Source organism: Novosphingobium sp. PC22D (assembly GCF_002556635.1).
Lineage (GTDB): Bacteria > Pseudomonadota > Alphaproteobacteria > Sphingomonadales > Sphingomonadaceae > Novosphingobium.
In genome coordinates this window covers 1-22,259 of sequence record NZ_MWMO01000003.1, presented here as the reverse complement: position 1 = coordinate 22,259, position 22,259 = coordinate 1, and the positions used below count along the sequence as shown (strand labels likewise).

General features: G+C 66.7%; 19 protein-coding genes. 8 read left to right on the top strand and 11 right to left on the bottom strand.

What is annotated here, in order from left to right:
- Positions 1 to 35: 35 nt before the first annotated feature.
- From B2G71_RS06740 to B2G71_RS06715, 6 genes are all read right to left on the bottom strand, one after another.
- Positions 36 to 1,316, bottom strand: a complete 1,281-nt coding sequence (locus tag B2G71_RS06740; RefSeq protein ID WP_098104996.1) for a Xaa-Pro peptidase family protein — start codon at positions 1,314 to 1,316, stop codon at positions 36 to 38.
- Positions 1,317 to 1,385: 69 nt separating this feature from the next.
- Positions 1,386 to 2,456 (bottom strand): recombinase RecA, encoded by a 1,071-nt coding sequence (recA, locus tag B2G71_RS06735; protein WP_098104995.1) that lies wholly within the window; start codon positions 2,454 to 2,456, stop codon positions 1,386 to 1,388.
- 209 nt (positions 2,457 to 2,665) lie between these two features.
- Complete coding sequence (locus B2G71_RS06730; protein ID WP_098104994.1) at positions 2,666 to 5,101, bottom strand: PAS domain-containing sensor histidine kinase; 2,436 nt, start codon at positions 5,099 to 5,101, stop codon at positions 2,666 to 2,668.
- Positions 5,091 to 5,672, bottom strand: coding sequence for a DUF2062 domain-containing protein (locus B2G71_RS06725; protein ID WP_098104993.1), 582 nt, complete (start codon positions 5,670 to 5,672; stop codon positions 5,091 to 5,093). Before B2G71_RS06725 ends, B2G71_RS06730 begins: the two co-directional genes overlap by 11 nt.
- Positions 5,669 to 6,151: an SsrA-binding protein SmpB gene (gene smpB, locus B2G71_RS06720; RefSeq protein ID WP_098104992.1), complete on the bottom strand. Its 483-nt coding sequence runs from the start codon at positions 6,149 to 6,151 to the stop codon at positions 5,669 to 5,671. The genes B2G71_RS06725 and smpB overlap by 4 nt, the downstream gene beginning before the upstream one ends.
- A gap of 113 nt (positions 6,152 to 6,264) precedes the next feature.
- The gene (locus B2G71_RS06715; protein WP_098104991.1) at positions 6,265 to 6,699 is read right to left on the bottom strand and encodes a hypothetical protein; all 435 of its coding nucleotides are present in this window, start codon (positions 6,697 to 6,699) and stop codon (positions 6,265 to 6,267) included.
- 166 nt (positions 6,700 to 6,865) lie between these two features.
- On the opposite strand from B2G71_RS06715, the gene B2G71_RS06710 reads away from it, so the two are divergent.
- Complete coding sequence (locus B2G71_RS06710) at positions 6,866 to 7,459, top strand: glutathione S-transferase N-terminal domain-containing protein (protein ID WP_098104990.1); 594 nt, start codon at positions 6,866 to 6,868, stop codon at positions 7,457 to 7,459.
- A 33-nt stretch (positions 7,460 to 7,492) separates the two neighbouring features.
- Here B2G71_RS06710 and dapA read toward each other — a convergent pair whose 3' ends face one another.
- Positions 7,493 to 8,374: a 4-hydroxy-tetrahydrodipicolinate synthase gene (gene dapA / locus B2G71_RS06705; protein ID WP_098104989.1), complete on the bottom strand. Its 882-nt coding sequence runs from the start codon at positions 8,372 to 8,374 to the stop codon at positions 7,493 to 7,495.
- A 105-nt stretch (positions 8,375 to 8,479) separates the two neighbouring features.
- On the opposite strand from dapA, the gene B2G71_RS06700 reads away from it, so the two are divergent.
- The 6 genes from B2G71_RS06700 (at position 8,480) to B2G71_RS06675 (ending at position 13,997) form a co-directional block, all read left to right on the top strand.
- Complete coding sequence (locus B2G71_RS06700; RefSeq protein WP_098104988.1) at positions 8,480 to 10,447, top strand: lytic transglycosylase domain-containing protein; 1,968 nt, start codon at positions 8,480 to 8,482, stop codon at positions 10,445 to 10,447.
- A 55-nt stretch (positions 10,448 to 10,502) separates the two neighbouring features.
- Positions 10,503 to 10,988: a transcription elongation factor GreB gene (greB, locus tag B2G71_RS06695; RefSeq protein ID WP_098104987.1), complete on the top strand. Its 486-nt coding sequence runs from the start codon at positions 10,503 to 10,505 to the stop codon at positions 10,986 to 10,988.
- A 66-nt stretch (positions 10,989 to 11,054) separates the two neighbouring features.
- Entirely contained in the window at positions 11,055 to 11,279 is a 225-nt protein-coding gene (locus B2G71_RS06690; RefSeq protein ID WP_098104986.1) for a hypothetical protein, read from the top strand.
- Positions 11,280 to 11,446: 167 nt separating this feature from the next.
- Positions 11,447 to 12,301: a threonine/serine exporter family protein gene (locus B2G71_RS06685; protein ID WP_206049339.1), complete on the top strand. Its 855-nt coding sequence runs from the start codon at positions 11,447 to 11,449 to the stop codon at positions 12,299 to 12,301.
- On the top strand, positions 12,298 to 12,774 hold the full coding sequence (locus B2G71_RS06680) for a threonine/serine exporter family protein (protein WP_098104984.1): 477 nt from the start codon (positions 12,298 to 12,300) through the stop codon (positions 12,772 to 12,774). The genes B2G71_RS06685 and B2G71_RS06680 overlap by 4 nt, the downstream gene beginning before the upstream one ends.
- 5 nt (positions 12,775 to 12,779) lie before the next feature.
- Positions 12,780 to 13,997 (top strand): phospholipase D-like domain-containing protein, encoded by a 1,218-nt coding sequence (locus B2G71_RS06675; protein ID WP_098105268.1) that lies wholly within the window; start codon positions 12,780 to 12,782, stop codon positions 13,995 to 13,997.
- A gap of 4 nt (positions 13,998 to 14,001) precedes the next feature.
- Here the strand turns inward: B2G71_RS06675 and B2G71_RS06670 are convergent, their stop codons facing one another.
- The 4 genes from B2G71_RS06670 to B2G71_RS06655 all read right to left on the bottom strand — a co-directional run bounded on the left by B2G71_RS06670 (position 14,002) and on the right by B2G71_RS06655 (position 21,468).
- On the bottom strand, positions 14,002 to 15,594 hold the full coding sequence (locus B2G71_RS06670; protein WP_098104983.1) for a peptidase S10: 1,593 nt from the start codon (positions 15,592 to 15,594) through the stop codon (positions 14,002 to 14,004).
- A gap of 214 nt (positions 15,595 to 15,808) precedes the next feature.
- Positions 15,809 to 17,269: an efflux transporter outer membrane subunit gene (locus B2G71_RS06665; protein WP_098104982.1), complete on the bottom strand. Its 1,461-nt coding sequence runs from the start codon at positions 17,267 to 17,269 to the stop codon at positions 15,809 to 15,811.
- Entirely contained in the window at positions 17,262 to 20,333 is a 3,072-nt protein-coding gene (locus tag B2G71_RS06660) for an efflux RND transporter permease subunit (RefSeq protein WP_098104981.1), read from the bottom strand. Before B2G71_RS06660 ends, B2G71_RS06665 begins: the two co-directional genes overlap by 8 nt.
- A 1-nt stretch (position 20,334) precedes the next feature.
- Positions 20,335 to 21,468, bottom strand: coding sequence for an efflux RND transporter periplasmic adaptor subunit (locus B2G71_RS06655; protein ID WP_098104980.1), 1,134 nt, complete (start codon positions 21,466 to 21,468; stop codon positions 20,335 to 20,337).
- Between the two features lie 400 nt (positions 21,469 to 21,868).
- Between B2G71_RS06655 and soxR the strand changes: the two genes are divergently transcribed.
- Positions 21,869 to 22,243: a redox-sensitive transcriptional activator SoxR gene (soxR, locus tag B2G71_RS06650; protein ID WP_240530034.1), complete on the top strand. Its 375-nt coding sequence runs from the start codon at positions 21,869 to 21,871 to the stop codon at positions 22,241 to 22,243.
- The last annotated feature ends 16 nt before the right edge of the window (positions 22,244 to 22,259 follow it).

The window sequence follows — 22,259 nt, the reverse complement described above, 5'->3', positions numbered from 1 at the left end:
GAGCGACAAGCGGATTCAGCCGGTCAGACTGAGCACTATTCACGATCAGGCGAGCCGACGAGTTGATCGGGACTTTCCGGGGGAACGGTGAACCACTGGGGGCCCGTCTCGGTCATATGAAAGCAGTCTTCCTGGCGCACGCCGAAATGCCCGGGGCGATAGATGCCCGGCTCGTTGGAAAAGCACATTCCGGGCGCAAGCGGCGTCTCCTCGCCGTGGACGAGATTGACGGGCTCGTGACCGTCCATGCCGATACCGTGCCCAGTGCGATGCGAAAGGCCGGGAAGACGATACCCCGGCCCTAGCCCGCTGCGCTCGTAGAGTTCGCGAACGCGATCGTCGATCGATCCGGCCGGCGCGCCGAGCCGGGCCGCCGCGAAGGCCGTATCCTGTCCGCGCCGCACCAGGTGCCAGGTCTCCAGCGCCGCCGGATCGGGATCGCCGTGAAACACGGTCCGCGAGATATCGGACTGGTAGTCGGCGACGGTGCAGCCGCAATCGAACAGCACGGTCGAGCCCTCGCGCACCACTTGCGGCTTGCCCGTGCCGTGCGGATAGGCCGCCGCTTCGTCGATGAGGACCATCGAGAATTCGGGCGAACCGCCCAGGCTTCGCGTCGCGGCGTCCATCAGGCGCGAGATCTCGACATTGGTCATGCCCTCGCGGATGCGGGGGATCGTCCAGGCATAGGCCGCGATCGTCACGTCGCTGGCCGCCTGCATGAGCGCGATCTCCGGGGCGGTCTTGCGCATCCGGCAACCGCGCACGACGGGATCGGCCGAGACCATCGTCAGGCCGGGCAGGGCCCTGGCCAGGCCGTCGCTAGCGAAGAACCGGACCGTCGCCTCGAAGCCGATCCGCGCCCGGGCCAGGCCAGCCTCGGTCAGATGCCGCGCGATGAGCGCGGTCGGGCTTTCGTCTTCCTGCCAGACAAGGATCTCGGCATCGATCTCGAGCGATTCGGCGACCGAGGGTCGTTCGAAGAACGGCGTCACGATCACCGGCGGCCCGCTTGCCGGGATCACCGCCGCGGCGAGCCGCTCGGACCGCCACAAGCGCACACCGGTGAAATAGACCATGCTCGAGCCCGGCTCGAGCACGATCGCGTCGATTCCGTTCCCGTCCATCAGCGCGCGGGCCCGGGCCAGGCGCGCCTCGCGCTCGGCCTTGCCGATCGGCGCTATGCCGCCGGTGATCGGCGAGAGATCGGAGGCCTCGTCGTCGATTGCGGCGAAGAGCGGCGAGCCGTGACTGACGGCGAAACCTGCGGCCAGCAGTCCCGAGGCTGCGACCATCCGGCGTCGGCTCATCAGCATGCAGCGGCTCCCCTTCTCGCGCGATCCGTTCGTCTGCCCGCGTGACGGCTATGTCCCGTCAGGACGCGATCACTCGTCGTCTTCGGCCGAGGGGCCGGTCATCATCTCCTCGGCGAGTTCCTCGGTCTCGTTGCGGATCGCGCGTTCGAGCCGGTCGCAGACCTCGGGATTTTCCTTCAGATAGGTCTTCGCGTTCTCACGCCCCTGGCCGATGCGGATCGAATCGTAGCTGAACCAAGCGCCCGACTTTTCGACGATGCCCGCCTTGACGCCGAGATCGAGGATCTCGCCGATCTTGGAGATGCCCTCGCCATACATGATGTCGAACTCGACCTGCTTGAACGGCGGCGCGACCTTGTTCTTGACCACCTTCACGCGCGTGGCATTGCCGATGATTTCGTCGCGATCCTTGATCTGACCGGTGCGGCGGATGTCGAGACGCACCGAGGCGTAGAACTTGAGCGCGTTGCCCCCGGTGGTCGTCTCGGGATTGCCGTACATCACGCCGATCTTCATGCGCACCTGGTTGATGAAAATGACGAGACACTTCGAACGGTTGATCGAGCCAGTCAGCTTGCGCAGCGCCTGGCTCATCAGCCGGGCCTGGAGGCCGACGTGGCTGTCACCCATCTCGCCCTCGATCTCGGCGCGCGGAACGAGCGCGGCGACCGAATCGACCACCAGCACGTCGATCGCGTTCGAACGCACCAGCGTATCGGTGATCTCAAGCGCCTGCTCGCCGGTATCGGGCTGCGAGACGATCAGTTCGTCAATGTCGACGCCCAGCTTCTTGGCATAGACCGGATCGAGCGCATGCTCGGCATCGACGAAAGCGGCGGTGCCGCCCGCCTTCTGCGCTTCGGCGATGGCATGGAGCGCGAGCGTGGTCTTGCCCGAGCTTTCCGGCCCGTAGATCTCCACGACCCGGCCGCGCGGCAGCCCCCCGATACCAAGCGCGATATCGAGCCCGAGCGAGCCGGTCGAGATCGACTCGATCTGCATCGCCTCGCGGCTGCCGAGCTTCATCGCGGAGCCCTTGCCGAACGCCCGGTCAATCTGCGCGAGCGCCGCCTCGAGCGCCTTTTCACGATCCATGGACTTTTCCCTGCCTTCCGAAATCAGCTTGAGCTGTGCACTCATGTCACTTCCCCTTTCGCTAGAGCCGACCGGAAAGGTCAACATCACGCGCTTCGTATCGCATTTGTTCTCATAGAACAAGAGGGGAACGATTACTCTATTCTTACCGCACCTTATGCAACCGCCGCAGCGGCCTTCAAGCGCGACGGCCTAATTCCTGTGGGTTTTGCCCGAGCTTGGAAGGATTGCTCCGGCCTGGCGACATCACGCGGTCACTCGGCCGACAGCGCCAGGACCTCGCCAACCTTTTCCGAAAGTTGCTGCACCGAGAACGGCTTGGGCATGAACCAGGCGCGTTCGATACCGATTTCCTTGCGCAACTGCTCTTCGGCATAGCCGGACATGAACAGCAGCGGCATCGCCGGGGCGACTTTGCGGATCTCGCGCGCCATGGTCGGGCCGTCCATGCTGGGCATGACGACGTCGCTCACGACGAGATCGAACACCCCCCCGTTGGCGACGTGATCGAGCCCCTCCTCGCCGTCGCGCGCGGCGACGACTTCGTAGCCCTGGCGCGAAAGCGCACGCTCGGCGATCAGGCGGACCGGATCTTCGTCCTCGACCAGCAGGATCCGGCCGCCACCAGCCCATTCGTGGCGCACTTCGGCGACAGGCGCGCTCGGCGCGGAGCCGGACGGAACATGGAAGACCGGCAGGTAGACGGTGAAGCGCGTGCCCTTGCCCGCTTCCGAATCGGCGAAGATGAAACCGCCCGACTGCTTGACGATACCGTAGACGGTGGAAAGCCCCAGGCCGGTACCCTTGCCCTGTTCCTTGGTGGTGAAGAACGGCTCGAAGATCTTGCCGAGATGCTCGGGCGGAATGCCGCCGCCGTCGTCCTCGACGACGAGCGCGGTGTACTCGCCCGCCGGGATGATCTCGCTGCGCATGGCGCGCACTTCGGCCACGCTCACGCGCCGGGTGCGGATCGCGATATGCCCCTTGCCGTCGCCGCGCGCGTGGATCGCGTCGCGCGCGTTGACGACGAGGTTCATGATCACTTGCCCGAGCTGCTGCGGATCGGCGCGGACCGAGCCGAGATCGCGATCGTGGGTGACCTCGAAGCGGATGCGCTCGCCGACCAGCCGCTTGAGCATGTGCGAGGTCTCGGAGACGATATCGGGAAGCTGGATCACCTCGGGCCGCAGCGTCTGCTGGCGCGAGAAGGCGAGAAGCTGGCGGGTGAGCGCCGCCGCGCGGTTCGAGTTGGCGCGAATCTGCTGGATGTCGTCGTAGTCCGAATCGCCCGGCGTGTGGCGCATCAGCATGAGGTCGCAGGTGCCCATGATCGCGGTGAGCACGTTGTTGAAATCATGCGCGACGCCGCCCGCGAGCTGGCCGACCGCCTGCATCTTGGTCGCCTGCGCGACCTGGCGGCGCAGGCGCGTTTCCTCAGAGGTGTCGGTCAGGCCCAGCAGCACCGCCGGCTCGCCGAGCCCGCGCACGCCCGCAAGGCTGAGCGAGACCGGATCGTCGGGCTGCGCGTTCAGGCGGATGGCGATGTCGCCGGCGGTCGCCGGGCCCTGTCCGAAGCGGCGCACTGCCTCGGACAGCGCGCGCTTGTCCTCGCGCACGACGAGATCGGTCGGGTAGGTCGGTGGGACCTGCCCCTCGCGGCCGGCGGCGCGCATGAAGGCAGGATTGGCGAAGAGTAGGCGTCCGTCGCGATTGGCCATGGCGAGCCCGAGCGGCAATTGTCCCAGCATCGATTCGAGGTGCGGCACCGCGGCGGCGCCCTGATCGTTGCCGCCACCCACGCCGATCCCGGCATCGGCGACCAGCAGCAGCGACGGCGTCGTTTCGGGATCGGGGTCCTTGCCCGTGTCGGGATCGGCGATGGGGATGTAGTAGAGCGTGAGCAGCGGCCCGCCCTCGCCTTCGCTCGCCCAGGCGATGCGCCCGTCCTCGTCCTGGTGGAGCAGCGAGACGAACTCCTGCCCGGTCGTGTCGATGAAAGGATCGCCGGTGGCGCGCTCGGCAAAGCCCGCGCTGGCGGCGCGGATGATCCCGTCGGGATCGACCAGCGCGGCCGATATGCCCGCCTTGGCGAGCGTGCGGCCGGCCTTGCCGTCGAGCCGCCGCACGAGCTCCGCCACCGGGTCGTCGGCGGTGTCGGGGACGAAGCGCCAGATAAGGTGATCCTCGCCGCGCCCGGCGCGCTCCACTTCGACCCGCCAGAGCGATGGACCGTCCGCCACCGGACTGTCGAGCGATTCGATCGTCGCCCTGCCGTCGCGCCAGGCGGCCCTGGCGGCATTGGCGAGTGCCTCGCCCACGCCGCCGCCCGCCGCATCACCCGGAGCCGCGCGGGGCGGCGCGTGGGCCGCGCCGAGCCACTCGCGATAGCGCGCATTGGCGCAGACCAGCCGTCCGGCGCGATCTGCGACCGCGACCGCTGTATCGGGCCGCTCGATCGCCGCGACGGTAACCGACCAGTCGGGCATCGCGAAATCCTGGGCGGTCTCGACCGCGCGGCGCAGCGCCATGGTGGCGAACACGACGACGAAGACCAGAAGCCCGCCCGTGAAGACAGCGGTCAGAACCGGGTCGCGGCTCGCCAGCCAGACGAGCCCGGTACTCGCGGCGAGCGCGGCGGCGATCCCGAGCCAGTCGGTCCATTCGCGCCGCGCATCGCCCTCAATCGACATGCTTGTGATCTTTGCGGTGGATGATCGGCACCCGCGCAAGCCGGGCCCTGTGCTTGCGGCCGATCCAGGCACGCCAGAACCACGACGCGAGCAGGTAGCCGAGCGCCGAGCATACCGTCGAAATCACGAAAAGCCCGACGACCAGGGCGGGCGCGGCGTTGGAGAGCATCCAGTAGGTCCACTCGCGCAGCCCCGCTCCGCTTTCGTAGAGCGTGTAGAATGTCGTAAGGTCGGCGTGGAAGCCAAGCAGGTTGCCGACCCAGATCGAGGCCGCGATGATCAGCGGCGTCGTGCCGGGGTTCGAAAGGAACGTCATCGCCGCGGCAATCGGAATGTTGCCGCGCGAGGGCACGCACAGCAGCGCCGCACCAACGATCTGGATGCCGGGAATGAGCGCGAAGATACCGATGAACAGACCCACCGCGACTCCGCGCGGCACCGAGCGGCGCGTGAAGCGGAACAACTCGGTGCGGCGGGCGAACGGACGCGTCAGGCGGTTCTCCGCGAGTTGATGGTGCGTCGGCATCTGCTTGTGAAACCAGCGCGAGAGCCTGGTCAGGAATCTGCTCATCGGTGCTCCCGCAGCAGGCGGCCCTGCTCGCGCTTCCAGTCGCGCTCCTTGATGGTGTGGCGCTTGTCAGCCGCATTCTTGCCGCGCGCAAGCGCAAGTTCGACCTTGGCGCGCCCGCGGCTGTTGAAATAGATCGAGAGCGGAACGAGGGTCATGCCCTTTCGCTCGACCGCGCCTTGCAGCCGCGCGATCTCGCGCTCGTGCAGCAGCAGTTTGCGAGGCCGCTTGGGCTCGTGGTTGAAGCGATTGCCGTGGCTGAACTCGGGAACGTTCGAGTTCACCAGCCAGCATTCGCCGTTCTGGATGTCGGCATAGGCTTCCGCGATCGAGCCCTCGCCGAACCGAAGCGACTTCACTTCCGTGCCGGTGAGCGCGATTCCGGCCTCGAAGGTTTCGTCGATATGATAGTCGAACCGCGCCCGTCGGTTCTCCGCGACGCTTTTCTGCTTGTCGAATGTCTTGTGCTGGGGCCGTGCCATGGTGGGGCCATGTAGGGATGCCCCGGCCAAAAATAAATCGTCACATTGTCGTGGACCGTTCCCGGGTCACCGACGGGATCGCCTCTGCGGGCCGCACCGGGCGCTGACGAGCGTCAGTCGTGCTGGAGATAGATGTCGAGGTGGACCAGCTTTCCCGCCTCGTCGAACTCATAGACAGTGCAGGAATGAACCACCACATCCTCGCCCCCGACCGGCCGGTTGTGCTCGGTAAGCTCGAGGAACACGCGGCTCCCGACCTCGCTGATGCGTCGGAATTCGGACCAGAACTCGGTGGTCGTGCCCCATTGCATGAGGAGATCCCGGTAGACCGGCCAGCCCATCTCGGCCTTGTCGTTGCCGACACGCCGGAACTTCTCGGTGTCGAGCATGGCCGCAACCTCGTCCCAGCCCGACGCGTCGAACCCGGGCGCCTTGGCGCGCTCCACCGTTTCCTTGATCGCATCGACATAGGCGAGGACCTTGCGCGCATAAACGCCGGTCGCGGCGTCGCGGTCGGTCCAGCTCTTCTCGGCGGCAAGCGTTGCCATTGGCCATCCTCCTGTCGTTTCCCGTGCAGGCCGATCATCGCGCTGAACGCGTGTTCAGGCAAGCCTTCCGGCCATCCGTCGCGATATGCCCCCGCCCCGCCGCCTTGTCGGGATCGCTGAGCGGTCCCCGACCGTTGGAGAGACAAAGCCAAAGGAGGCAAAAGCCATGAAACTCTACTACGCGCCGGGCGCTTGCAGCCTGTCCGACCACATCTCGCTGCACGAGGCCGGCTTGCCATTCGAGCATGAGCGGGTCGACCTTTCGACCGGCAAGACCGAGCACGGGAACGACTTTTTCGCCGTGAATCCCAAGGGTTATGTCCCCGCCCTCGAGTTGGACGACGGCTCTCTTCTGACAGAGAACGTGGCGATCCTCGACTGGATCGGACAGCAGGCGCCAAAGCTTGTCCCCGAAGGACCCCTGGGCCGGACCCGCATGCTCGAAGCGCTCGCGTTTACCGGATCAGAGCTCCACAAGAACTTCGCCCCGTTCTTCGCCGAGGGCTCGGAAGAGGAAAAAGCGAAGGCGAGCAAGATGCTGGACAAGCGCTTCGGCGAGATTGCCGACACGATCGACGGGCCGTTCCTGTTCGGCGAGCGCTTCACCGTGGCCGATGCCTATCTCTTCGTGATCTCGACCTGGACCGAACATTTCGACCTCGATCTGCCCGCATCGCTGCGCGCGTTCCAGGATCGGGTGAAGCAGCGGCCCGCGGTGCGCAAGGCGATGGAGCACGAAGGCCTGCTCGAAGAGGCCTGACCGTCCCGGCGCGGATGCGCCCGGACGTTTTGCTCAGGCCAGTTCGGCGTGCGCAAGCGCCGCGTCGACGGCCTTCATCGCGGCCTCGCCGCACGGCACGAGCGGAAGCCGCAGTTCGTTGGCGATGTCCGGGCGCACCTTGCTCAGGGCGTACTTGCAGGGCCCGGGCGAGGAATCCTCGAACATCGCGTAGTGCAGCGGATAGAGCAGGTCGTTGATCCGGCGCGCCTCGGCCAGATCGTCCGCGGCGCAGGCGGCCTGAAAATCGGCACAGAGCCGGGGCACGACGTTCGCGGTAACGGAGATACAACCCACTCCGCCCGCGGCATTGAACGGCAGCGCCAGTTCGTCCTCGCCCGAAAGCTGGCAGAAGTCCTTGCCGATCCCCATGCGGTGGTCGGTAACGCGGCTGAGATCGCCGCTCGCGTCCTTGATGCCAACGATCCGGTCGGGATAGCGAGTCGCGAGTTCGCAAACCGTCTCAGGCTGCAGGTCGGTGACGGTGCGTCCGGGCACGTTGTAGAGCACGATCGGCAGGTCGTTATGCTCCACGAGATAGGAGAAATGGGCGATGAGCCCCGCCTGGCTGGGCTTGTTGTAATAGGGCGCGACGACCAGGGCGGCGGCGGCGCCACACTTCTTCGAAAAATTCATGTGGAGAAGTGCGTTCATCGTATCGTTGCTGCCGCACCCCGCGATCACCGGGACGCGGCCCGCCGCCTGCTCGATGCAGACTTCGATCACGCGATGGTGTTCCGCGTTCGAAAGCGTGGAATTCTCGCCGGTGGTGCCGCAGGGAACCAGCGCGCTCGAGCCGCTTTCTATCTGCCAGTCGACCAGCGCGCGGAACGCCGGCTCATCGAACGCGCCATCGCGAAATGGCGTGACGAGCGCCGGTATCGATCCCGAGAACATGGACTTTGCCCCTGCATTTGGTTCATGACTTCGACCCGATCCGCGATGCCAAAGGGGCGCGACGCGAGCCATCGTTCAGCGCCTGATAAGGAGCCTTTTGCAAAAATGTCCAGCATGCTGCGTGCCTCGACATTGATGCTGTTGCTGACAGCCGCCTGCGTTTCCACCCCCGCCCGTTGCCAGGAGGGCCGCGAGTGGGATCTCGCCAAGGCCCGCCTGATGCAGAGCCACGACATGGCGATGCGCCAGGCGATCGATCGCTGGCGTCAGCTCAGCGCGTCCAGTTCCATGCCTTTCGGCTCCTACGCGAGCTTTCTGATCACTTATCCCGGCTTCCCGCAGGAAGAGAAGCTGCGCGGCTACGCCGAAAGCGCGCTCGACCGCGAATCGCCCGATGCCGGAACGCTCGTCGCCTTCTTCGACCGCTTTCCCCCGCTGTCGAGCGAGGCCGCCGGACGTTACGCCACTTCGCTGATGCTGAGCGGCCGCACCAACGACGCCAAGGAATGGGCGCGCAAGGCCTGGCGGATGGGCACGCTCTCGGCCAACGACGAAGCGACCATTCTCACCTACTTTCGCAAGGAACTCGACTCGCGCGATCACGACGCGCGGATGGACGCGCTGCTCTGGCAAGGCGATACGACGCAGGCCGAGCGGCAGATCTCGTTTGTGTCGGCGAGCAAGCGCAACCTGTTCATGGAGCGGCTGGCGCTGGCGCAGGGCTCGGGTCCGGGCAGCCTCGGCATTACGCTCGATGGCGATGCGATGCGCGATCCGGGTTACGTCTACAACCGCGTCGTCCAGGCCCGCAAATCGGGCAACCTGGGCTCGGCGATCAACCTGCTGGCCAACCGCCCGCCGCTCAAGGAGCCGGTCCCCGAGCCCGAGAAGTGGGTGAAGGAACTGCTCACCGCCGCGCGCGGGGCGGGTTCGGACCCGGCCGTGCGGATCGCCTCGCAGATCGACGACGCCTTCGAACCGGGCACCGACATCTCGACGCTGAGCTATCGCCTGCGCGACGACTACACCTCGCTGATGTGGCTGGGCGGCACCAAGGCGCTGTGGAATCTGGGTGATGCACGCCGCGCCGCGCCGCTGTTCTACCGCTACGGCGCCGCCGCGCAGACGCCGGGCACCCGCTCCAAGGGCTTCTACTGGGCGGGACGCGCGCTGGCGCAAGCCGGAGACCGCGACGGCGCCAAGCGTTATTTCGAGATGGCCGCCGAGTATCCCGAGTACTTTTATGGCCAGCTCTCGCTCGAGCGGCTCGGACGCCCGATCCCCAATCTCGACGTCACGCCCAAGGCGCGCCCCTCGCGCGATGACGCGGCCGAGTTCGCGGCGCGGCCTCTTACCAATGCGGTGCGCGAAGTCGCGCGCGATTCCGACTGGCGCACGACCGTCCAGTTCTTCCGCGAGATTTCGGACCAGGCCGAAACCGAGGTCGACCACGTCCTCGTCGCCGATCTCGCGCGCGAGATCGGGCGGCGCGACCTCGGCGTGATCCTGGGTCAGAACGCGCATGCGCAGGGCTATACCGAGTTCGGCAAGATCGCCTTCCCGACCCTGGTGACGCCGCCCGGATCGAACTGGATCATGGTCCACGCGCTCGCGCGTCAGGAAAGCCAGTTCGCGCAGAACGCGGTGAGCCATGCCGGCGCGAGCGGACTGATGCAGCTCATGCCCGGCACCGCGCGCGAGCAGGCCGGAAAGCTCGGTCTTTCGTACGACAGGTCGGCGCTGATCAGCGATCCGAGCTACAACATCCAGCTCGGCAACGGCTATTTCGCGCGGATGATGGATTACTACGGCGGTGCCTATCCGCTCGCGGTCGCGGCCTACAACGCGGGCCCCGGCAACGTGAACAAGTGGCTGCGCGCCAACGGCGACCCGCGTACCGGCTCGGTCGAATGGGTCGACTGGATCGAGCGGATTCCGATCTACGAGACCAAGAACTACGTCCAGCGCGTGCTTGAGAACGCCGTGGTCTACGAAGCGCTCTATCCCGAACGCGGATTCTACAAGGGCGATAATCCGCTCAGCCGCTACCTCGGCAAGCGCACCCCGGGCTGAGCCCGCCGACACGACAGGCTGGCCCGCCTCGCCGGGCTCGCCTATCATCGCGCCGATGAAACCCGCCGGTCCCCCGATCACGCCCCAAGGCCTTTCCGCGCTGCGCGCGCGCTACGATCATCTCCTGTCCCGCGAGCGACCCGAGATCGTCGAGATCGTGAGTTGGGCCGCGGGAAACGGCGACCGCTCGGAAAACGGCGACTACCTCTACGGCCGCAAGCGCATGCGCGAGATCGATCGGGAACTGGCGCATCTCGCGCGGCGGATGAAGGCGCTGCGCGTCGTCGACCCGGCCGCGCAGGAAGACCGCTCGCGCGTCTATTTCGGCGCGCGGGTCACCATCGCCGACGAGGACGACGTCCACAAGGAAGTGATGATCGTCGGCGACGACGAGCAGGACGCGAGCACCGGGCGGATCGGCTGGGGCGCGCCCCTGTCGCGCGCGCTGCGCGGCGCCTCCGTCGGCGATTTGCGGACCGTGCGCCTGCCCTCGGGCGAAAAGGAGTGGGAAGTGATCGCGATCGCTTATCCGGAACGATGATTTCGGATCGCTTGGAATCGGCGGCACAATCGGTATGCTTTGGGCAGGGCATTCGGGGATAACGGCGTGGACGCGAACAACGAGGAAAACCGCGAGCTCAAGCACAAGCTGGGCAATGTGCGCGCCGAGAACGAGGCGCTGAAGAGCCTGCTCGGCAAGGCCGCGGACCGGCTGGAAGACGTGGTCGAATCGGATTGCGACGAAGGCGAGCAGGAAAAGGCGCTTTCCACCGCAGAGCGCCTGCGGACCGCTATCGACCTCAGCAGCGGCAAAAGTTCGACTCCGGGCTGACCGCCCGCGCCATTTCGCGGCGCCCCGGCGAACGGGGCATCGCGCCGCGCGACCGGGCGCACCTGCGCCTATCGACCGATCACCGGATTGCCCCGCGCGCAGCCCGCGCTTGCTGCTCCGGGCCTGGCCCTGCATAATCCCGCTACCGGCCACGAGGACCCGATGCGATGACGGCAGATTCCGGCAATATGGCGGGCCCGCTTGCCGTTCCTTCCGAATATCCCGAACCCGGCGGCACGCCGGCAGCCGCGAAGTTGCTTTACCACGACCTTGAGAAGATCGCCGACACCGCGATCGCCTTCGGCCGCGTGCTGATGGAATGCGGTGCCTCGGTGCGAGTGATCGAGCAAGGCGCGCTGACCGTGGCGCGCGGTCTCGGCGCGCGACCGATCGGAATGCGCGCGGGCTTTGCCTCGCTCACGCTCACCGTCTCGGGCGGCGGGCATCGCGTAACGAGGATGCGCCCGGTCGGCCGCCATCTCGTCAATCATCGGCTCGACCGGGCGGTGCGCGAACTGGTCGAGGACGTCGCCGCCCACGGCGGGCATTGGGAAACGGTACGCGCGCGGCTCGATGCCCTCGTGGCCGAGACGCCCAGACACGCGCCGCTGGTCGTCGCGCTCGGGGTGGGTGCTGCGTGCATGGCGTTCGGACGGCTGCTCGGGATGGACTGGCTCGCGGTCGTGCCCGTGTTCATCGGCGGCGCGATCGGCCAGTACGCGCGGCACCTGTTGCTTCATCGCGGGACCAACCTGTTCGTGATGGCCGCGATCGTCGCCTTCGTGGCGGCGGGAATCGGCGGCCTGCTCTCGGCGGTGGCGGGATCGGCGAGTGTGCGTCTCGCCTCGATCGCGGCGACCCTGCTGCTCGTGCCCGGGGTTCCCGCGACCAACGCCCAGACCGACATCATCGACGGCTTTCCGACGGTCGGCAGTGCCCGCGCCGTGACGGTGGCGATGCTGATGATCTTCGCGTCGGTGGGAATCTGGTGCGCCGAGGCGGTGCTGGGCGTGCTGCAATGAGCCCGGCCGACATCCTCCACGTCGCCCATCAGGCGCTGTTCGGAGCGATCGCGGCAGCGGGTTTCGGCGTGCTGTTCAACTTCGCGCCGCGCGATCTGGTGCGCTGCGCCGGGCTCGGTGCCGGTGCGCTCACCGTGCGCACGCTTTGCCAGGAAATCGGCTGGACGCTCGAGGCCGCGACCTTCTTCGCCGCGCTCATGACCGCGACACTCGTGTGGCTGCCCCGGCCCGAATTCCGCCAGGCATCGAACCTGCTGGCGCTGGCGGGATGCATCGCCATGGTTCCCGGCGCCTATTTCGAGCGCGCCGTCCTCGGCTTCCTCGCCCTGACTTCGCAGGAGCAGGATGTCGCAGGGGCCGCGCTCGGCGAGCCGCTGATCGCCTTGCTGCGGGTGATCTTCATTCTCGGCGCGATGGGCACCGGGCTCGCCATTCCGCCCCAGTTCCTCAAACGCCGCCGCGCCCCCGAATGAGCGCGATGCTCCACAGGAGGATCGGGCCGCTGCTCTCCGCGCTCGCCGCGGTGCTGGCCGCCCTGCCCGCCCCGGTGTGCGCCGAGTTCTCGGTGCCCGGCTTCGAGCTGGTTCACAATGCGCCAGCCGAAACGACGCTGGCGACGCCCGATCTGCGCGAGCCGGTCGCGGTGTGGACCGAGATGATCGCCCGCGCCCGGCACGACATCGCCATCGAGCAATTCTACGTCACCGGCGAACCCGGCGAAGCGCTCGATCCGGTGATGGAGGCGCTCGAAGCCGCTGGCAGGCGCGGCGTCCGGATTCGCTTCCTGATGGAGAAGAAGGGCGAGGCGATGTCCGATCCCGCGACGATCGACCGGCTCAAGCGCATCCCCAATCTCGAGTTCCGCACGCTCGCCTGGGGCGACGTGGCGGGCGCGGGCATCATCCATGCCAAGGTCTTCGTCATCGACGGGCGCGAAGGCTATGTCGGGAGCCAGAACTTCGACTGGCGCGCGCTCTCGCAGATCGACGAGACCGGGCTGCGCATCACCGACCGCTCGATCGCGCGGCGGCTCCAGGCGATCTTCGAACAGGACTGGCGGGCGCAGGCCCGCATCGCCGCGGGCGAGACGGCCCCGCCGGTGCGCGCGGAGACTTATGTGCCCCCGAGGCGGCGCGCCATGCTCGTGGCGAGCCCCAATGCGTACAACCCGCCCGGTGTCGGCGATTCGCAGTCCGCGCTCGTCAGCCTGATCGGCGCGGCGGAGCGCGAGATCGTGGCCGAGGTGATGCAATATTCGACCACCGCGTTTGGCGGCGGAGACTATCGCGTCATCGACGACGCTCTGCGCGCGGCGGCGGCGCGCGGAGTGAAAGTGCGGCTGCTGATCGCGGACTGGGCGCTGACCGAGCGCCGGCTGCCGGGGCTCCTCGCCCTCTCCGCCGCGCCCGGTGTCGAGATTCGCGTTGCGACGATCCCGCAACTTTCCTCGGGCGAGATTCCCTATGCGCGCGTGGTCCACACCAAGGTCATGACCATCGACGACGCCATCGCCTGGGTCGGCACGAGCAATTGGGAGGGCGGTTATCTCGACACCTCGCGCAACGTCGAGGTGGTGCTGCGCGACGCCGTGATGGCCAAGCGGCTGCGCGCGCTGCAGGAACAGCTCTGGACGAGCGCCTATGCCGCCTCGTTGGAGGAAGCGTGCAGCCGCCTCGCCGTCCCCGCCGGCGACTAGACCCTCAGCGCACCGCCGAGTCGATGAAGGCGGCGATGTCGGCCTTCTGCTCGGCCAGCGCCTCGGGGTTCACGTAGGTCATGTGCCCGCCATGGTAGTAGCGGAAAACGAGGTTCTGCTGCTCGCGCGGTTCGAGCATCATATGCCCGAGATCGTTCTCGGTGCCGAAGAACGGCGTCGCCATGTCGTAGTAGCCGTTGAGCGAGAGGACCTTGAGATAGGGATTTTCACGCATGGCCGCCGCAAGGTCGACGGCGGTGTTGGGATTGTTCTGCGGCCAGTTGCCGCCCGCCGCCTTGTGCTGCCAGTTCCACGTCCAGCCTTCGGCGTCGCGCGCGCTCAGCCGGTAAGGCATGTCGGAGCGATAGCCCAGCTCGCGGCCGAGATAGTCGCGGAAGCTGGCGATGAACGCGCCGGAGATGGCGTCGCTCGACTTGTCACTGTCGGGCCCCTCGCCCGCCGCGTCGCTGTCCGGCCCGGTATAGCGCGAATCGAAGCGGCCCACCGACAGGCGCTGGTCGCGCAAGAGCTCCTTCTGGAAGCGATAGAGATCCACCCGCAGATTGGCGCGGATGATGAAGTCGGTCGAAAGACCGGTGAGCGCGCTCAATTGCTCGGCCACCGCGCGGCGTTCCTCGGGAGAGATCGACTGCCCCTTGGCAAGCGCCGAAGCGTAAGGCCCCAGCGCGAACTGGCGGGCGCGCTCGACCACGCTCGCAACGTCCGCAGGCCTGTCCGGCAGCTTGTTGTGATACCAGGCGGTCGCGGCGTAGCTGGGCAAGTAGTTGATGTAGACCTGATCGAGGCCCGGCTGGCGGTAGCCGTAGTTCATGATCGAGGAAAGCAGGATGACGCCATTGAGCGCCATGCCGCGCTGCTGCATTTCATAGGCCAGCGCGCCCGAGCGCAACGTGCCGTAGCTCTCGCCGAGGACGAACTTCGGACTGTTCCAGCGCTCGTACCGGGTGATGTAGCGCTGGATGGCCGTGGCGAAGGCGTTGACGTCCTGGTCGACGCCGTAGAAATCCTGCGGCTTCGCATCGCCGAGCGGGCGCGAATAGCCCGCGCCGATCGCATCGAGGAAGACGAGGTCCGTCTTGTCGAGCAGCGTCTGCGGATTGGGGCCATAACGATAGGGCGGCGGCCCGATCGTGACCGGATCGCCCGTTTCCAGCCGGACCGGCGCAAACGAGCCCATGTGCAGCCAGAAGCTCGGCGAGCCCGGTCCGCCGTTGTAGAGGAAGGTGACGGGGCGCCTGGTGCCCGCCGGCTTTCCGTCGAGCGTATAGGCGACGTAGAACATGCTCGCGGTCGGCTTGCCCTCGAGCGTGCGCAGCGTGAGCGTGCCGGCCGTCGCGGTATAGGCAAGGTTGCGGCCGCCCACCGAAACGCTGTGCCGGCTGGAAACCTCGCGTTCCTCCACCGGCGCCGAGGCCCAGCCTTGCGCCGCGGAGGCATTCACGTCCTCGCGATGCTGCTTGTCGACCGATTCCACGGGCTTCTTGTCGGGCGCGGAGTCCTGCGCGAACACCGCCACGGGTGCCGCGAGCGAAAGGGTGGCTATCGGCAAAAGGAATGCGCGGGTCAGTTTCGCCATCTCGTCCTCGCTTGCGTCCCGGGAGCGGCGAGTATGGAATGGGCCGAGCGCATTTTGCAACACTCAAACGACACATTCTATCGTCAAAGCGCAATCCGGTGCTGGACGTTCGCACGAGCCGCGACGGCACAAGCGCCACCTATCTCACGCGATGGCGAGCCGATCCCGGCAAGGGTCCCGACGCAAGTTCCGCGCCGGGGCCTCTCCTGCCACGTCAGTTTTCGCCTTGCACCGGCGCTTCGGCCGCGTCGCCTTGCGCGGAGACGCCCCAACCACCGCCCAACGCCTTGAACAGGTCTACCCGGTCGGAGGACAAGGCCTGCAACCCATCCGCGTAGGCGGCCCGCGCGTCGAGCATTTCGCCCTGCGCCACGAGGACGTCGAGATAGGAGACCGATCCGGCGCGATAACGCTGGTCGTCGAGGCGCCAGGCGTGCTCGGAGCGCTCCTTGGCCTCCAGCAGGGCATCGAGCCGGCGCTGGCCGGTGTCGACGCGCGTCAGGGCCTGCTCGACTTCCTTGAGAGCCGTGAGGACCCGGCCGTCGAATGTCGCGAGCGAAGCCTCGGACTGCGCCCGCGCCTGGCGAATGCGGGCTCTGGCGACGGTGATGTTGGGGAAGCTCCAGGAGATCAGCGGGCCGAGCGAGAACGAGAAGGAATCGCTGCCCTTCACGTCGTCGTTGCGGAAGAAGTTGCCCGAGCCGCCCAGGCTGACGCGGGGATAGAGATCGGCCGTGGCCACGCCGATCCGCGCCGTATCCGCCGCCAGCCGCCGCTCGGCCTCGCGCAAGTCGGGGCGGCGGCGCAGGAGCGCGGTGCCGTCACCGATCGGCAGGACCGAGGCCGGCGGCTTCGGGAGCATGCAGGCCAGCGCGCCCTCGGGGATCGCATCCGGCGTCCGGCCCAGCAGGGCGGCGAGTTCGAGGAGCGCGACCCGCCGCTGGCCTTCCATCATCGGCACCGCCGCGCGCGCGGTGGCCGCGGCCGCGCCGGCGCGCTCGACATCGCGCCCGCTCGCCGCTCCGACCTCCTCGCGCTCCGAGACGAGCTTGAGGCTGTTTTCGCTGATTTCGGAGGAGCGGCGGGCCGTCTCGAGCGCATAGGCATAGGAGCAGGCGTTGAGATAGGCGCGCGTGGTTTCCGCCGCGACCAGTACCCGCACGCCGTCGCGCGCGGCCACGACCGCCTCGGCATCGGCACGCGCAGCCTCGATGCTGCGGCCGATCCGGCCGAACAGGTCCGCTTCCCACGAGACCGAAGCCGAGGCGTTGGTCGACCACTGCGTGTCGTTGAGGTTTACGAAGCCGCCGCCCTGATCACCGCCGACCCTCGCGGTATCGCCGTAGGAGCCGCCGCCCGACAGCGTCGTGGAAGGCAGACGCCCGGCGCGCGCCTCGCTCAGGACCGCACGGGCCCGGGCGAGATTGGCCGCGGCGACGCGCAGGTCGGTGTTCGCGGACAGGGCCTGTTCGACCAGATTGTCGAGCACCGGATCGTCGTAGAGCCGCCACCAGTCGTTCGGAAGCGGCTGTGTGGGATCGGTACCCTCCGCCCGGGTGACGAAGGCGCCAGCGGACGATGACGGCGCCTGTGGCCGTTGGTAATCGGGGCCGGCTGCGCACGCGCTTGTCAGGAGCGCGGCGAGCACGGCGATCTTGCTGCGGACCTTACGCATGGCCGGTCTCCCCGATTTGCGTTTCGTCGGTATGCGCCTTTGCCCGGTGGTCGGCGGATACGAAGGTGTAGATCGTCGGCAGAACGAACAGCGTGAACAACGTGCCGACGAGCATGCCCATCACCACGACGATGCCGATGGCATAGCGACTGGCCGCGCCCGCTCCGGCCGCGAAGATCAACGGTACGAGCCCGGCTACCATCGCCGCGGTCGTCATCAGCACCGGGCGCATACGTACCGCGGCGGCATGGCGGATCGCCTCGACGCGGCTCCAGCCGTGATCGCGCTGCATCTCGTTGGCGAAGGAGACCATCAGGATACCGTGCTTCGAGATCAGGCCGATCAGCGTCACGAGGCCGATCTGGGTGTAGATGTTGAGCGTCGTGAACCCGAGATAGAGCGGGACCAGCGCGCCCGACACCGCCAGCGGAACCGTGACGAGGATCACCAGCGGGTCGCGAAAGCTTTCGAACTGGGCGGCCAGGACCAGGAAGATGACGATCAGGGCAAACCCGAAGGAGATCGTGAGCTGATTACCCTCATGCACGTATTGGCGGCTGTTCGAGAGCCAGTCGACGGTCATGCCGGGAGGCAGGTCCTGGCTTTGCAGGAAGTCGACCGCCTGGCCCATCGTCACGCCCGGCATCAGCACCGCCGAAAGCGTGGCCGAGTTCATCTGGTTGAACTGGGGCAACTGGTTCGGTTGCGGATTGATCTCGATGCTCACGACGGTGGAGAGCGGCACCAGGCGGCCCGATCCTGCCTTCACGTAGAACTGACCCAGGTTCTCGGGCGTCAGGCGCTTGTCCTGCGGGACTTGCGTGATGACGTCGTAGGAGCGGTCGTACCAGTTGAAGCGATTGACGTAGTTTTCCCCGACCAGCAGCGCGAGCGTATCGGCGATTTCGGACATACTGATGCCCAGCTCTCCGGCCTTGGCCCGATCGATGCTGATGTGCGCGTCCTGGCTGTCGAACGCGAGGTCGCTGTCGACGAAGGCGAACAGGCCGCTGCCCCAGGCCGCGCCTGTGACCTGCTGGAGCGTCTGGTAGATTTCGGAGAATTCATCGGACGAGCGGATCACCATCTGCACCGGCAGGCCGCCGCTTCCCGCCGGGAGCGGACTGTCCTGAAAGACCGTGGTGTAGACGCCGGTCACGCTTCCGGTGGACGCTGTCAGATCCTGCTGGACGTCGTTCGCCGTGCGCGTGCGCTCGTCCCAGGGCGAGAGGATGATGCCGCCGAAGCCGATGTTGGCACCGTTCGCCCCGCCGATCGCGAAGAAGCTTCCGTCGTACTCGGCGATGTCGTGGAACAACTTCTCGACTTCGCCGCTGAAGTGCGCGGTGTAATCGACGTTGGCATATTGCGGGGCCTTGGTCTGGGTGAAGACGTAGCCCATATCCTCGGGCGGCGCGAGTTCGCGCTTGGCCCCGGTGAAGAACACCACCGTCGCCCCTAGGATTACCACGCCCGCGATAAGCACCGCGCCTCGGGACGAGAGCGTATGGCCCAGCACGCGGTCGTAGCGCTTCGTCAGACCGTGCATGGTGCGCTCGATCCGCTTCTCTAGTTTGCTCTCGCCCATCTTGTTGTGCAGCAGCTTGCTGCTCATCATCGGCGACAAGGTCAGCGCGATTACGCCCGACACGATCACCGATCCGGCAAGAGTGAACGCGAACTCGCGAAACAGCGCGCCGGTCAGCCCGCCCATCAGGCCGATCGGAGCGTAGACGGCGGCGAGCGTGATCGTCATCGCGATCACCGGCCCCACGATCTCCCGGGCGCCCAACAGCGCCGCATCGATCGGCTTACTGCCCTCCTCGATATGCCGGTGGATGTTCTCGACCACGACGATGGCGTCGTCAACCACCAGACCGATCGCCAGCACCATCGCCAACAAGGTGAGAAGGTTCAGCGAAAAGCCGAACATCAACATGACCGCCGCGGTTCCGAGCAACGACAGGGGAATGGTCACGACCGGAATGATCACCGCACGCACCGTTCCCAGGAACAGGAAGATCACGACGATCACGATGATGATGGCTTCGATCAGCGTATGCTCGACTTCCTCGATGGAGGCATCGACGAAGCGGGCACGGTCGAACATGCTCTCCACCGTCAACCCCGCCGGCGCCGAGCGTTGCAGGCGCGGGATCAGCTCGTTCACGTTCTTCACGATCTCGAGGGGATTTCCGTCCGGAGTCGGCGAGATCGCGACCAGGATGCCGGGCCTGCCGGCGCCGAGCGCCACCGCATCGTAGTTCTGCCCGCCGAGTTCGACCGTTGCGACATCGCCGAGCCGGACGAGACTGCCGTCGCTGCTCTTGATCACCATCTGACGGAACGATTCGACGTCCTTGAGATCGGTGGCGGCGGTGATGTTGATCGCGGTGCTCTCGCCCTTGAGCTGGCCCGGGGCGGCCTGGACGTTGTTTCCACGCAGCGCGCCGGCGATGTCGCTCGCCGTCAGGCCGCGCCCCGCCAGCTTGTCGGGGTCGACCCAGATGCGCATCGCGAGCGGCGCGCCGCCGTTCACCTCGACGGAGGCGACACCGGGGACCGACGTGATCAGCGGCCGCGCCACGCGGTTGACGAAATCGACGATCTGCGAGGAATCCAGCTTCTCGCTGGCGAAGCTGATGTACTGAACCGCCGAAGCGCCGTCGGTGATCTTGGCGATGACCGGGTCGGTGGTGCCTTCGGGAAGGCGATACTTCACCTGCTGGACCTTCGAGAGGATCTCGGTCATCGAGCGGTCGGCGTCGGCATTGAGGACCAGCTTCGCGGCGATGTGGCTCTTGCCCGGCTTGGAAGTCGAGGTCAGATACTCGATCCCGTTGGCGGTCGCGATCTCCTGCGCGATCGGCGTGGTCACGAACCCCTGCATGACGTCCTGCGTGGCGCCGGGAAGCGAGGTGTCTATGGTGATCGTGGCGCTTTCCATCCGCGGATACTGGCGGATCTGCAGCCCGAAGACCGCGCTCAGTCCGACGAGCAGAATGAGCAGGCTGACGACGATGGCCAGAATTGGCCGCCTGATGAAGGTGTCGGTAAAGGCCATGTCACTTTCTCTCGAGCGGAACGATCTGGGTGACCTTCACTTCGGCCCCGGGCTGAACGCGCAGTTGCCCTTGCGCCACCACGACGTCTCCGGGCTCAATGCCCTGGGTGACGATCACCGAGTTTCCTAGTCTTGCGCCGGTCTTGACCGGAACGATTTCCGCCTTGCCCGTCTTCTTCGGCGTCTTGCCGCGGATGATGACCACGCTGTCACCCTGCGCCGAAGTCTGGATCGCCGTGGCCGGTACGACGATGGCCCCCTTGCGCGGGGGGAGAGCGAGCGCCGCCGTGACATACATGCCCGGGCGCAGCGCCTGGTCGGGATTGCGCATCACCGCCTGCACGGTCACGTTGCGGGTGTCCCCGTCGATGACCGGCTCGACCGCGTTCACGCGCGCGGTGAACCGGCGGCCGGGATAGGCATCGGAACTGACGCTGACCGTCGTACCCGGCTCCAGTCGCGTCAGCTCCTGCTGGGGAACGGCAAACTCGACGTAGAGGCTGTCGAGCGCGGTCAGTGTCGCGACCGGGTCGCCCGGATTGAGGTACTGGCCGAGATCGACCCGGCGGATGCCGAGCCGTCCCGCGAACGGCGCGCGCACCTGCTTCTGGCGGATGCGGGCATCGATCTGTTCAACCGCGGCGACCGCCTGATCGCGTTCGGCGCGACGCTGCTCGAGCAGTTCACGCGATTCGGCGCCCGAAGGAATGAGCTTTTCGGTCCGCTCGAGCTGCAGGCGCGCATACTTGGCGCTGGCCAGCGCCGCCTTGCGATCAGCCCGCTCGGGGCCGTCATAGAGCTGGACCAGCAGCGATCCCGAGCCGACGTAGTTGCCGGCCTTGAACCGGATCGCGGAAACGCGTCCGGCGGCTTCGGGCGACAGCGTCACTTCGCGCACCGCCGTCAGCGTACCCACCGCTTCCAGCGCGTTCGGCACGTCCCGGGGCGTCGCCACCAGAGCCGCGACCGGAACCGCCTGACGCGGCGGCATCGGCCCTCCGCCGTTGCGCATGGCGCGCCAGGCGAACAGCAGCCCGAGCAGTACCGCCAGGGCGACGACGGCCAGCACGATGTTGCGCGCCTTCGGCCCGAAACGATCGCGCGGATTTTCCTCCACTGAATCTGCCCCCGTCATTTCCTTAACTCCCTCCGCACTGAACCGAATCCCGCGACGTGGCCCCATAACCGACCGACGCCGGACTTGGCATGAAGCCTCTGCAACGACGGCTTGATAACGGCGGCGAAGACATCGCGCGGCCTTCCCGACGATGGGTCGAGCGGTTCGTAAAGCAGATTCATGTCGGCTCCTCGAATATTGCTCCGCAGGTGGCGGAATTGCTCACCGGGGAAGCGAGCCGGCACCCCCTCTACAACCTCAACTATAGTTCAGGTCAATATCGATTTTTTCGATTTTCCAGACCGGCTCTTGCGATCATGCGGCCCCTTGCATCGGCAGGACATCCCGCCTAGCTCAAACCTGAACATTGGTTTTGGTTTTGGTCTTTATGGCAACTTCGGGAAAACAGACACTTACAGTGGGCGAGGTGGCGCAGCGCAGCGGCGTTGCCATATCAACGATCCACTTCTACGAGAAAAAGGGCTTGCTCCAGGGGTGGCGGACCGGGGGCAACCAGCGGCGCTATGACCGCGGGATACTGCGGCGCGTCGCCATCATCCGGATCGCCCAGCGCGCGGGCGTGCCGCTGACGCTGATCAAGGAGCATCTCGACAAGTTCCCTTCGGTGCCCATCACCGCGCGCCAGTGGCAGACCTTGAGCCAGGACTGGCGGGCCATGCTCAACGAGCGGATCACCAGCCTGGTCCAGTTGCGCGACCAGCTCGATAGCTGGTCGCCGGTGAAGAACGCTGAAGCCCGCAGGAAAGCGTGGGTTTTATCGAAGTCCAAGTAATCGAAATCACAAGGTT